10 protein-coding genes are annotated in these 13,453 nt (G+C 43.1%); 5 read left to right on the forward strand and 5 right to left on the reverse strand.

Annotation, left to right across the window (positions count from 1 at the left end; all coding sequences use genetic code 11):
• Window positions 1–17: 17 nt before the first annotated feature.
• From MUCPA_RS00190 to rhaT, 5 genes are all read right to left on the reverse strand, one after another.
• Entirely contained in the window at window positions 18–1,400 is a 1,383-nt protein-coding gene (locus MUCPA_RS00190; protein ID WP_008503768.1) for an FGGY-family carbohydrate kinase, read from the reverse strand.
• A gap of 8 nt (window positions 1,401–1,408) precedes the next feature.
• Entirely contained in the window at window positions 1,409–2,683 is a 1,275-nt protein-coding gene (locus tag MUCPA_RS00195) for a TIM barrel protein (RefSeq protein WP_008503769.1), read from the reverse strand.
• 378 nt (window positions 2,684–3,061) lie between these two features.
• Window positions 3,062–3,376, reverse strand: a complete 315-nt coding sequence (gene rhaM, locus MUCPA_RS00200; protein ID WP_008503770.1) for an L-rhamnose mutarotase — start codon at window positions 3,374–3,376, stop codon at window positions 3,062–3,064.
• Between the two features lie 117 nt (window positions 3,377–3,493).
• The gene (locus MUCPA_RS00205; RefSeq protein WP_008503771.1) at window positions 3,494–5,614 is read right to left on the reverse strand and encodes a bifunctional rhamnulose-1-phosphate aldolase/short-chain dehydrogenase; all 2,121 of its coding nucleotides are present in this window, start codon (window positions 5,612–5,614) and stop codon (window positions 3,494–3,496) included.
• A 33-nt stretch (window positions 5,615–5,647) separates the two neighbouring features.
• Window positions 5,648–6,778 carry an L-rhamnose/proton symporter RhaT gene (rhaT, locus tag MUCPA_RS00210; protein WP_008503772.1) on the reverse strand — a complete coding sequence of 377 codons (1,131 nt, stop codon included), beginning with the start codon at window positions 6,776–6,778 and terminating at the stop codon, window positions 5,648–5,650.
• A 374-nt stretch (window positions 6,779–7,152) separates the two neighbouring features.
• Here rhaT and MUCPA_RS00215 point away from each other — a divergent pair, with 374 nt between their 5' ends.
• The 5 genes from MUCPA_RS00215 (at window position 7,153) to MUCPA_RS00235 (ending at window position 13,444) form a co-directional block, all read left to right on the forward strand.
• A complete protein-coding gene (locus MUCPA_RS00215; RefSeq protein WP_008503773.1) occupies window positions 7,153–8,184 on the forward strand; it encodes a GntR family transcriptional regulator in 1,032 nt (343 codons plus the stop codon).
• 194 nt (window positions 8,185–8,378) lie between these two features.
• A complete protein-coding gene (locus MUCPA_RS00220) occupies window positions 8,379–8,816 on the forward strand; it encodes an RrF2 family transcriptional regulator (RefSeq protein ID WP_008503774.1) in 438 nt (145 codons plus the stop codon).
• Window positions 8,817–9,057: 241 nt separating this feature from the next.
• Window positions 9,058–11,163 (forward strand): HEPN domain-containing protein, encoded by a 2,106-nt coding sequence (locus MUCPA_RS00225; protein ID WP_008503775.1) that lies wholly within the window; start codon window positions 9,058–9,060, stop codon window positions 11,161–11,163.
• A 9-nt stretch (window positions 11,164–11,172) separates the two neighbouring features.
• Window positions 11,173–12,690, forward strand: a complete 1,518-nt coding sequence (locus MUCPA_RS00230) for a TSUP family transporter (protein ID WP_008503776.1) — start codon at window positions 11,173–11,175, stop codon at window positions 12,688–12,690.
• 10 nt (window positions 12,691–12,700) lie between these two features.
• Window positions 12,701–13,444 (forward strand): phosphoadenylyl-sulfate reductase, encoded by a 744-nt coding sequence (locus MUCPA_RS00235; RefSeq protein WP_008503777.1) that lies wholly within the window; start codon window positions 12,701–12,703, stop codon window positions 13,442–13,444.
• The last annotated feature ends 9 nt before the right edge of the window (window positions 13,445–13,453 follow it).

Below are 13,453 nucleotides of genomic sequence, written 5' to 3' on the forward strand. Positions count from 1 at the left end.
ATTGATTAAATTAAAACTTACTCAACCTCCATTTTGTGCGACATGGCATAGTACTTCAACTCGATCATATCGCCCGGAACAGGTTTGGTATTCCAATGTTTATGGATGGATAGCGCTGCACCAATAGCGGTAGCCTGTGCAACCGAAGCCGCAAAAACCTCCAGATGTGGAAACGCCGCGGCAAGCAAATTCATGTAAACTACGTTTTTACCAAAGCCACCATCCACAAAAATGCGTTTAACATTGGTATCCTGAATAACCAGCGTGGTTGATGCCTGCTGCTGTATCATGATATCCCGTATCAGGCAATGGTAAGCTTCTTCGTACGATGAAAAAGCCGACAGGTTGCGGTCGCCAAATAGCGATTGCTGCATGAGTGCCTGACCAGAGGCACCCGCAGCACCATCATCTTTCAAAATATACTCGGCATTGTACTTAACCTTCTTGAAATGATCAAGCGGCTTATTAAAATGTTCGGCTATCCGTTTGGTTTGCTTCTCGTGCTCGTTACCGGCAAATAAACGCGAAGCCTTTACCGGCCTGCCATGATACTCCATATAGCACAGGCAATCTTTGTTTAACTCATCAACCGTAAGCGGGTTATCGTTAAAAGGATTTAAGCTGATACACCAGGTGCCTGTAGAAATTAAGATAAACGGTTCTGAAAAACTGGTGAGGTAAGGTATCAGAGCCGATGAGCTATCGTGCAAGCCGCTGCCTACATGATATTCGTTCCCCTCAATTACGGTTGTCATCGCGCTGTCCGAAGGGAACAACGGAGCCAGTATGCTATCGATACCTTCCTGGTATACCCAATCGTGGTAATCATTTTTAACAAAATCCCAAAGCTGCGTATGGCAGCCTATGCTGGTAATATCCGAACAAAAAACACCGCTCACCAAAAAGTTAAGGTACTGCGGCAGATGCAGCGAATATTTGATCCGCGCGTATAACTCAGGCTTTCTGTGCTTGATGCGGTATAACTGCATACCCGAGTTGAGGTTACCCAGCACCGGGGATGCAGTTTTACTTGATACTTCCGCTTCGCCGCCATATCTGGCGTAAAACTCGTCTTTCAACTCATCCGGAAACGCTTTGAGATAATTACATAACGGGCCGGCAACTTTTCCATCCTGATCAATATGCACAAAGCTTGCACCATAGGTTGAAAAATTCAACGCTTTGATATCAAACTTTTTAAGTGCAAATATATCCTGGAGCGATTGCTTAACCCAGTTAGTCAGCAGGTCTATATCCTCGCAAGGGTCGCCGTCGTCATCTACTGTTTCCTTAAAATGAGCTGTACGTTCCAGTACTATTTTGTAATACTCATCAATCAGAAAAAACTTTTTATTGGTTTTACCAATATCAAATATGGCTATTACCGGAACGCTCTTCATGTTTTAAATTATAAGCCTGTAGCCACTGTTTTAGCGCCACGTTCTTTAATCAGGTTCTCTCTCACTTGTAACTTGCGGTAAGCTCCTATCGGATCGATAGCGCCGCCTGCGCGTAAGCTGGCTTCGGATACCAGGGCACGTACATCGGTGCGGTAAGCTTTTTGCAAAATTTCTTGCGCCAACGCTACATCGTTCACTTTTTGAGCGGCTACCAAAGCTTCCTTATCAACTATTAAAGCCTGTGCGTAAGCAATCTGGATGGCCTGGATAGACTGTAACAGATCTTCAATAGGATCTTTCAGGTTATGCGATGCATCGATCATCCAGCCTAAATCGGTGGCGTGGTTCATGCCACGGGCATCCATACCTTCAACCAGTTCGTTAAATATCAGGAACAATTGGTAAGGATTGATGCTACCAACAGTTAAATCGTCATCTCCGTATTTAGAATCGTTAAAGTGGAAACCTGCTAAACGGCCTTCCATCAGCAATAAAGAAACAATTTGCTCAATGTTGGCATTTGGCAGATGGTGGCCTAAATCAACCAAAGTATAAGCCTTAGGGCCTAACTTGGTCACATATAATAACGATTGGCCCCAATCTGCAACGGTAGTTGAGTAAAAATTAGGCTCGTAGCATTTATACTCCAGGTACAATTTCCAATCATCCGGCAAGGCAGCGTAAATTTGTTTTAAGCTATCTAAAGTACGCTCAAAAGCGCCGCGGAAGTTTAACTGGCCGGGGAAACTTGAACCATCAGCCAACCAAACGGTTAGCGATTTTGAACCTAACTCGATACCTTGTTTAATTACTTCGATGTTGTGGGCGATAGCCTGATCACGAACGGCCTTATCGATGTGTTGTAACGAACCGAATTTATAGCTTTCGGGAGCGCCGGCCTGATCCTGGAAGGTATTGGAGTTCATGGCATCAAAACGTAAGCCATGCTGAGCCGCAAGGGTTTTGATGGCCTGGTGATTTTGTGGGATATCCCATGGAATATGCAAGGAAATAGCGCCGCTTGATTTGTTTAATGCGTGCAATACACCCACGTCCTCAATTTTTTCTTCTAAGCTGCGTGGCTCGCCACCGCCCGAAAAACGACCAAAACGCGTACCACCGGTACCTAATGCCCAACTGGGGATAGCAATTTGAAATGCCTCCAGTTTTTGCAATACATCATCCACGTTGGCTACATCAGCAGCAACAAATTCAAACCTGCGTTTGTGATCGGCTAACAAATCGTTGTTAAAACCGTCAAGCTTATACTTCTCTACTTGCATTGTTTTTAGATATTGAAGAGAGAATCAAAAAGTTAGAATCAAGAGTCGAGACAAGACCCACTCATTCTATTTCTTTAATCCTTCACTTCTGGTTTTTCAATTTTGGTTTTGTTTTCTCTTTGAAGAAAGAATCAAGAAGTCAGAATCAAGAGGCAAGACAGACCCACTTATTCTATTTCTTTAATCCTTCACTTCTGGTTTTTAATCTTGGTTTTACTCTTTAACAAAGAATCAAGAAGTTAGAATCAAGAGTCAAGACAGCCCCACTTAATTCTATTTCTTTATTTCTTCGCCTCTGTTTTTTTATCTTGGTTTTGTTTTTTCCTTGCTTCTTGTATCTTGATTCTTGCCTCTTATTCCTGATTCTTGCCTCTTCTTTCAAGGCATATAAAACACATCCAGTAACGGAATGCTCACCGGTGAATGATCCGGATTGCTCTCCATAATGTCTCCCATGTACTTCCACCATTTTTGCATTACGGCATGTTTAGGCAAATCGTCCAGCTTTGCCGGATCCTCCGCTTTTAATACGCCAAACAAAACATGGGTTTCCTCATCCAAAAAAATGGAATAATCGCTGATGCCTGTCTCTTTTAACAACGCTACCAGCTCGGGCCATATTTCATCGTGGCGCTTTTTATATTCCTCGGTATAACCGGGGAAGAGTTTCATTTTAAATGCTCGTCTGTACATTTTCAGATTTTAGATGTGAGATATTAGATTTGAGAAAACCCAAACCTAATATCTGTATTATGGTGAGCTATAAAATCTGAAAGCAACGTCTCAAATCTCATATCTCAATACTCAAATCTACCTAACAAATCCCATCGCAACACCACCGTCAACGTTTAACACGTTACCGGTTGATTTGCCCAACAGGCCACCAGTGAAGGCGAAGCAGGCATTTGCAATGTCATCTGGTAAAATAATTTCGTTAAGTAAAGTACGTTTTGCGTAGTAAGCAGGCAACTCGGCAACGGTTATACCGTAAGCTTTGGCACGGCCCTCTGCCCAGCCACCAGCCCAGATATTGCTATCGCTGATTACGGCGTCGGGGTTAACTACGTTTACACGGATCTTATCGGCGCCTAATTCGGCTGCGTTTAAGCGGCTCAGGTGTAATTGAGCTGCTTTGGCAGAACCATAACCCGCATTGTTCGGCCCACTAACTAAAGCGTTCTTGCTTACAATGTTGATGATATCGCCACCAACTGCTTGTTTCTTCATTACGGCAACGGCTGCCTGGGTAACAAAGAACTGGCCTTTCACCAATACATCATATAACAGGTCCCAATCTTTTTCTGTATGGTCTGCAATTGTTTTAGAGATAGATAAACCGGCATTGTTTACAATAATATCAACACCACCAAAGGCTAAAGCGGCAGTATCCATAGCGGCCAGTATCTGGTCTTCTTTGGTTACGTCCATTACAGCGGTAGCGTACGAATCCTTGCCAAATTGAGTTTTAAACTCCTCTCCTGCCGACTCTAAACGCTCGGCGTTCATATCATTCAGAATAACAACGGCACCTTCGGCAACAAACTTTTTAGCGATAGCTTTACCGATACCACCTGCGCTGCCTGTAATTAAAGCAATACGGCCCGATAAGGCTTTAGGTTTTGGCATACGCTGCAGCTTAGCCTCTTCTAACAACCAGTACTCAATGTTAAAAGCTTCCTGGCGTGGTAAGGATGTATACTCGGAAACAGCCTCGGCGCCTTTCATTACATTGATGGCGTTGGTATAAAACTCGGCGGCAACACGCGCAGTTTGTTTATCTTTTGAAAAAGAGAACAAGCCTACACCAGGGTATAATATGATAACCGGGTTAGTATCGCGGATGGCAGGGCTATCAGGATGCTTACAGGTTTCGTAATACTCGGTGTACATTTTGCGGTAAGCCTCAAATGCCGGGGCCAAACGCTCTTTAATAGCGGCTACATCGCTTAAATCTTCGTTAGGTGCTAAATCCAATACCAGCGGACTGATTTTGGTACGCAGGAAGTGATCCGGGCAACTGGTTCCTAATGGTGCCAGGCGGTCTAAATCATTCGAGTTTATAAATTCAAGCACACGGGTATCATCGGTAAAATGACCGATCATCAGTGTTTTGCTCGAAGTAAAGCCACGCAGTATCGGTGCCAATTTTGCAGCTTGTGCTTTACGACCGGTTTCGTCAAGGCTTTCAATTTTTTGTCCGCCAAAAACAGGTCCTTTTTTGCCATAGTTTTGTTCCAGGTATTCGGCACATTTCTCGATAACTTCCAGGGTGTTGATGTAGCTTTCGTAAGCGGTATCGCCCCAGGTAAATAAACCGTGCGAACCTAACATAATACCACGAATACCCGGATTAGCATCTAAACAAGCTTTTAATTGCAAGCCTAATTCAAAACCGGGTTTTTTCCATTCAACCCAACCAATGGTTCCGCCGAATAGATCCTGAGTGATCTGCTTACCGTCTTTGGCTGCCGCGATAGCAATAGCAGCGTCAGGGTGTAGGTGATCGATATGTGCAAAGGGTAAAAAGCCGTGCAAAGGCGTATCGATAGAAGGCGCTTTTGACGACAGATCGAAAATGCAGTGGTTAAACAGCTCCACCATTTCATCCTCGTGCTCTACGCCGCGGTAAATATTTTTCAAACTCCTTAAACGGTCAACGTATAAAGCTGCCAGTCCGCTTTTTTTCAAAGTACCTAAATCGCCACCCGAGCCCTTAACCCACATCACCTCAGTGTTTTGTCCCGTTAACGGATCTTTTGAAGTTACTTTGCAGGAGGTATTTCCACCACCATAGTTGGTTAACCTTAAATCGGCACCTAAAAGATTAGAGCGGTATATTAAAAGGGCAACTTCATCGCCCGCCAATTCAGCGGCCTTAGCTTCGTCCCATAAATAGCTCACATGCTTAAATTGTGTTGTGTTGATAGACATTGCGTGTTTTATTTTGTTTTTGTTTGTGTTTTATTACTTGATTGTTTGCACCTGCGCCGTTGCCGGTGCGTCGGCTGGTTTTACCGAATTACCATATCCTACTATAATTACCGAGAGGATAATAGTTGCTATACCGATAATTACGGTTGTGAGTGCTTTTTTGCTTACACCTTTCCATTCCTTTAATACCAGGCCCCACATATTGGCTATCAAAATAATAAAGGCCATGTGCAGTATCCAGGAGCTGGCGCCGTTACCCAACTTACTTTCGCCCATGCCGTAAAAAAAGAACTGCAAAAACCAGGTAGTACCGGCTAAGGCCGAAAAGATATAATTTTTTAATAATGGAGTTTTAGCATCGGTATAGTTACCAAACGTTTTGTTGCGGGCGTTCAATATCATACACCAGATAAAGTTGGTGGTTAAGCCTCCCCATAGTATTACAATATAGGTTACATTGTTTTTGTACAGAAAATTCCTGGTAGGGTCGGTAATATGCTCGGTAATTCTCCAGGCGTTGTTGGCGGCATTAGCCATGTCGGCACCAGCATCAATACCAAAGGCAAAGCAGGCGCTTAACACACCAGATACGATGGCTACAAAAATCCCCATGCCAAAACGGTAATCTTTGTTCTCGTTAACCGCCGCACCCTCTTTGTTCAGGTCGCGCTCCTTTAAAGTACCTGCCCTACCGCAAATAACGATACCTATAACACATACTACGATACCCACCAATACCAGTTGGCCCCAGTGTGTGGTAGCTAACATACCTATACTATCTTTACCCGCTTTAGGCGAAAACTCGTAATATACAGCCGGCACCAGGGCGCCGAACACCGAGCATAAACCTAATATAATGGTGCTGCCTAATGATACACCTAAATAACGTACACCTAAGCCGTAAGTTAATCCGCCTATTCCCCATAATAAGCCGAAAAAGTACGTTAACATGATGATACCGCCATTAGTAGCGCGAATAATATCAGCAAAATGCGGAACGGTTAAATAAGCGGCAACCGGAGGAACGATAAGCCAGGAGAAGATGCCTCCCACTATCCAAAAGCTTTCCCATGCCCATCCCTTAACTTTTTTGTAGGGGATATAAAAACTACCCGAGGCGAAACCGCCAATAAAGTGAAAAATTACGCCGAAGATTACTTCCATCTATATTTAGAGTTATTTATGAATTGGTTTCATGTTTTTAGAGGAAATAAAAATAGAAAAGGTGTACTGCACAGCCGTCATGCACTGTCATGGTATTATTTCATCAACAGCTAAACAATTAAACTAATTTATTGTATAAAAGCCCCTTAGCAATTCTATTTTGATTAATAAACATATTTATAAACGGTATGCTATTTGCAACAGCCAACAGTTTTTGCAAACTATTAACCAATTTTTTAAACAAATTTAATGCAACTATATTATTTGTTACAAAAACTCAGTACTCTTGTTCTGCAAAATAAACCTTGTTAATTGTATTGAGATGCAGCTGCCGTACAGTTAACGTTTAATTATGTTTTTTTATATCGATCAAAATGAAACAACCGCCAATATTTGAATGTATTTTTATCGACTACTACTCATCAACGCCCAAATACCTGCAGTTGGCCAATTCAATTATCAAATGCATCGGCGATGGAAAAATCAGTAAAAACGATATACTGCCTTCAATTAACGAGTTGAGTTATAATTTTGAAATATCACGCGATACCGCCGAAAAAGCTTATAAATATTTAAAAAAAATTGGACTGCTGGGCTCGGTGCCCGGTAAAGGCTACTACGTTAAAAGCATCGAGCTGAGTAATAACCTGAAGGTTTTTTTATTATTTAACAAATTAAGCTATCATAAAAAAATAATATACGATGCCATTGTTGCTTCGCTTGGCGAAATGGCCGCAGTTGACCTATATATATATAACAACGATTTTTCCCTTTTTAAAAAACTGCTGCAAAATAAAAACGACGATTATACGCATTACGTTATTATACCTCACTTTTTAGAAGGCGGCGAAAAGGCACACGAAATTATCAATACCATACCAAAAGAAAAGCTCATTCTGCTTGATAAAATAATTACCGGGGTAGATGGAAACTATGCCGCCGTTTACGAAAACTTTGAGACCGATATTTACCATGCCTTGGAGCAGGCACTGCCCCCCTTAAGTAAATACCATACTATTAAGATAATTTTCCCGGAACATTCTTATTACCCTGAAGAAATACTGACAGGTTTTTACAACTTTTGCCATCAGTACGCTTTTAACTGCAAGGTTATTCATGATATAGCCACCGAGAGCATCGGTAAGGGGGAGGCTTATATCAACCTGATGGAGAGTGACCTGGTTACACTGATTGAAAGAGTTATAGCTACTGATTTTAAGCTGGGAACAGATGTTGGAGTTATATCATACAACGAAACTCCGCTTAAAAAGATAATTTTGAACGGCCTGACCACCATATCGACTGATTTTCAAACCATGGGCGAAAAAGCAGCACACCTGATATTAAATAACCTGACCGAGCACATAGAGACACCGTTCTATTTAACACTCAGGGCATCCTTATAATTAAAGAATCAAGATTATATCCACCAATGTTGCGGGAGCATTGCGCACCAAAAACACGGATGATTGCTGATAATTTCACTTAGAGTTAACAACATATAATATATTTTTAACGTATAGAGCTATAAAGACAGCAAATTTTGCAATGAGCAATAATTTACCGTTCTTTATATCCGATTTTATACGTTTTTCGATATATGCTTTCTAAAAAAACTAAATATGCGATTAAAGCTTTGGTAAGCTTAGGCAAAAACATGGGAAATCCGCCCGTGCAGATATCAAAAATCGCAGAAGAAGAAAAGATACCAAAAAAATTCCTGGAACAAATACTCTTAGATCTAAGAAATGCCGGCTTTTTATATAGCAAGAAAGGTGCTGGAGGCGGTTACAGCTTGAATAAAGACCCCAAAGAAATATTTTTAGTACAGGTAATGCGCATTACTGACGGGCCAATTGCGATGGTGCCCTGTGCGAGCCTTAATTTTTACCACAAATGCGAGGAGTGTAAATCCGAACTGACGTGTGGCATCAGGAGCGTTTTTATTGATGTAAGGGATGTTACCTTGAAAATTTTAAGCGAAACAAGTATTGCCGATATTATTGAACGGGAAGTTAATCTGATTTCATTAATATAATTTAAATGTAAGATATTAATCCAGCTGAATTATTTTACTATTAAGACTATCTTTTCTATATACTTTATATATCTTTGTAAAATGAATTTAAACAAACTCTTTATGCTTAACCGTTGTTGCCTGTTATGCAGCGTTTTATGGTGATAAAGGGTAAGTTGATGACGATATGAAGTTAATAAATACCCCTCTTTAGCCTGGCCAAAGGGGAATTTTTTTTAAATGATAGTGCTAAAATTATTATATGCAAAGCTTTAGGACCGAGCTGGAGAACCCGGTAGTTGAAAAGGATATTATAGACCTTGAACAAAAGATACGCGATTTTCGCGAGGGCAAAATTCATGATGAAAAGTTCAAGAGTTTACGCTTAGCCCGCGGAGTGTATGGCCAAAGGCAACCCGGCGTACAAATGGTACGTATTAAACTGCCTTTTGGCAAGGTTACCTTTAAGCAGCTTTTAAAAATTGCCGATATATCTGACGAGTACGCCAGCAGTAACCTGCACCTCACCACTCGCCAGGATATCCAGATCCATTATGTGAGCCTGGAGCGCACGCCCGAACTTTGGGCTAAGCTTGAACAGGATGATGTTACGCTGCGTGAAGCCTGTGGCAATACCGTGCGTAATGTAACCTCCTCTCCTGCTTCGGGTATCGACCCGCAGGAAGTTTTTGATGTTTCGCCTTATGCACATGCTGTGTTTGCGTTTTTTCTGCGGAACCCGATCTGTCAGGAAATGGGCCGTAAATTCAAGATCTCCTTTTCATCCAGCGAAGCTGATACAGCCTTCTCCTTTATTCACGACCTGGGTTTTATCCCGAAGGTAAAATTTGAGAATGGCCAGGAAGTACGCGGCTTTAAGGTAATGTTAGGCGGCGGCTTAGGCGCGCAACCTGCATTGGCGCATGTTGTACATGAGTTTTTGCACGAAGATCAGATCATCCCTTATACTGAATCTGTGATCCGGGTGTTTGACCGCTATGGCGAAAGGAATAACCGGAATAAAGCGAGGTTAAAATTCCTGATCCAAAAAATTGGCTTGGAAGAGTTTTTAAGACTGGTTGACGAAGAACGAATTGCCAACAAGGTAAAAAGTTACAAAATTGACCGCGATGCAGTGCCTCAACCTGAAGCACCCGGCGTGGTTAAATATCCCGAAGTCGAGATCACTAACCCCGCACGCTATAAACACTGGAGAGCCACCAACGTTTTTGAACAAAAGCAAAAAGGTTTTTTTGGCGTATATATTAAGGTAGAAGTTGGCGATATACCTACCGCGCAAGCACGCCAACTGGTTGATGCCATAAGCCCCTACGTTGCCGACGAAATACGCATTACCCAAAACCAGGGCCTGCTTTTAAAATTTGCACGCGAAGAGGCTTTACCGCATTTATTTAACGGGTTAAGCGCGCTGGGCCTTGCCGCCCCGGGGTTTGACAGCGTTGCCGATGTAACTACCTGCCCCGGTACCGATACCTGTAACTTAGGCATCTCAAACAGCATGACCCTCTCTAAAGTATTGGAAGATGTGGTATATAGCGAATATGAAGACCTGATTTATAACCGGGATATCAAGATCAAGATCAGTGGCTGCATGAACTCGTGCGGGCAGCATGGGCTGGCCCATATTGGCTTTCATGGCAGCTCGTTAAAAGCGCAGGGTAAAGTTCTACCATCGGTACAGGTATTACTGGGCGGTGGTATTGTTGGCGACGGTATTGGCCGCGCGGCCGATAAGATAACCAAGGTTCCGGCTAAACGCGCTACCACTGTTTTAAGGGCGGTGCTGAACGATTATCAGGCCAATACCAATGACAACGAACTTTTTAACGATTATTACGACAGACAGGGTAAAGATTACTTTTACCAGTTGCTGAAGCCGATTGCCGACCTGACCACGCTGCAAGATGATGAATTTGTTGACTGGGGCCACGAGGAAACCTTTGCTACCGCTATTGGTGTTGGCGAATGCGCCGGTGTGGTGATTGACCTGGTAGCTACCCTGATATTTGAAGCTGAAGAAAAATTTGGCTGGGCCAGGCAAGCATTTGATGACAACAGATTTGCCGATTCTATTTATCACTCTTATAGTGTGTTTATTAGTGCAGCCAAAGCCTTATTGCTTGATAAAGGCGTTAACAGCAGCACCCATGCCGGTATTATCCGCGAGTTTGATGTGCAGTACGTTGCCACTGGCGAAATTGAATTAAGCGGATCAACCTTTGACGAACTGATTTTACAGATCAATAAAAATGAGCCGTCGGAGCAATTTGCCGCTCAATATTTACAACAGGCGGAAAGCTTTGTACAAACTGTAAAAGCTAAACGCGAGGCGCTGATCCAATTATAATAAAAGATAATGAGCTTGGTGCCAAAAAACAACGCGATAACCGAAAGCCAGGATGCCGTTCAGGATGGCAACCCGCTTTTCCCGGTTTTTTTAAAGCTTAACCAGTTACACACGGTATTGGTTGGCGCGGGCAATATTGGGCTTGAGAAATTAACGGCCATATTAAGCAACAGCGCCCAGGCTAAGGTAACTATCATTGCCGAACAAATATCAACCCAGGTGTACGATTTGGCAGCCCGCTTTCCGCAGGTTACCGTTTTGCAAAAAACCTTTGCGGAGGACGATCTGAAAGGCGCCAACTTAGTAGTGGTTGCTACCGGGAACGAGTCTTTAAACAATTACATCAGGGAGGTAGCACATCAGCATAACCTGCTCATCAATGTGGCGGATAAACCTTCGCTGTGCGATTTTTATTTAGGGTCGATAGTGCAAAAAGGCGATTTAAAAATTGCCATATCTACCAACGGAAAATCGCCAACGGTAGCCAAGCGGTTAAAGGAGGTTTTAAACGATAACCTGCCCCAAGAACTGGATACTACCCTGCAACAAATGAGCCAGCTGCGCGAAACTTTGAGCGGCGATTTTGCATCCAAGGTTAAAAAGCTGAACGAGGTAACATCTATTTTAGTTGAACCCAAGGCAGATATCTCCGTACGGAAAAACTTCAATTGGCTGATCTGGTGCTCCATTATAGCCTCACTGGCTATTACCATAACTGCCTTCTGGCTTAAAAACCCCGACTTTCAGAGCTTTGTACAAACAATAAGCCCAACTTTCTATTACTTTTTAGCGGCGGGTTTTGTATTCGCCATGATAGATGGAGCCATCGGCATGTCGTACGGGGTGACATCAACCACCTTCTCGTTAACCATGGGTATCCCTCCGGCCACGGCAAGTATGGGTGTCCATTTATCCGAAATTATGAGCAACGGCATTGCCGGGTGGATGCACTACCGTATGGGCAATGTTAACTGGCGCTTATTTAAATTATTGCTCATTCCGGGCATTATCGGCGCAGTTTTAGGAGCCTACATCTTATCGTCGCTCGAGCACTACAGCATGTACACTAAGCCTGTAGTATCATTATATACCTTAATTTTAGGCTGTGTTATATTTTCAAAGGCTTTTAAGGGTAAACGTAAAAGAGCGGACAAAAAAATTAAGCGGATCTCGTTACTCGGTTTTGGCGGCGGCTTTATTGATGCTGTTGGCGGCGGCGGATGGGGATCAATCGTATTATCGTCATTAATAGCCGGTGGGCGTAACGCCCGCTTCTCCTTAGGCACAGTAAAGCTGTCGCGCTTTTTTATCGCCATGATGAGCTCACTCACCTTTATCACCATGCTAAGCCATGGTAACCATTGGGAAGCCGTAGCCGGCATGATTATCGGCAGCGCCCTGGCCTCGCCTATCGCCGCCAAGGTATCCAATCAAATCTCTACCAAAGCCATTATGGTTTCTGTGGCGGTTATTGTAATTTTGATTAGTTTATATAGTATTGAAAAATTTATAGTTAAAATACTATAAATACAAGGCCATGAGCAAAGTAGTACAACAAATAAAACAGCAAACAGAAGGCTTAAAACCTGTTGAAGCCTTATCCTTGCTGGCTAAGCTTTTTCCGGGTAAAATTATATTTTCAACCAGTTTTGGCTGGGAAGACCAGGTGATAAGCCATATCATATTTGCCAATAACCTGCCCATTAAAGTTTTCACTTTAGAAACAGGCCGCCTTTTCCCAGAAACTTACTATACCTGGAACCGCACACTCGAAATGTACGGCAAACCAATCCATGCTTACTATCCGCAACATGATGCCGTTGAGCGCATGGTAAGCACCAAAGGCCCGAGCAGTTTTTACGAATCTGTTGAAAACCGTAAGGAATGTTGCGGTATCCGCAAACTCGAGCCCCTAAAGCGCGCGCTGGCAGGCAATGAGGTATGGATAACCGGCATCAGGGCAGATCAATCGGCCAACCGCGAAGAGATGCACAACGTGGAATGGGACGAAGGCAACCAATTAGTTAAATTCCACCCTATTTTTGACTGGACGCTTAACGACGTTAAACAATTTATTAAAGATAACAACGTACCCTATAATCCCTTGCACGACAAAGGCTTCCCCAGCATTGGCTGCGCGCCTTGCACCCGTGCGGTACAGCCGGGCGAGGATTTCCGCGCCGGAAGATGGTGGTGGGAAGATCAATCAAAAAAAGAATGTGGCTTGCATGCTACCGGAACGCACGAGGAGGCGGAAGAAACTTTTTTTGAAAAGAAGTAATTAGACTAT

The organism is Mucilaginibacter paludis DSM 18603 (assembly GCF_000166195.2).
GTDB lineage: Bacteria > Bacteroidota > Bacteroidia > Sphingobacteriales > Sphingobacteriaceae > Mucilaginibacter > Mucilaginibacter paludis.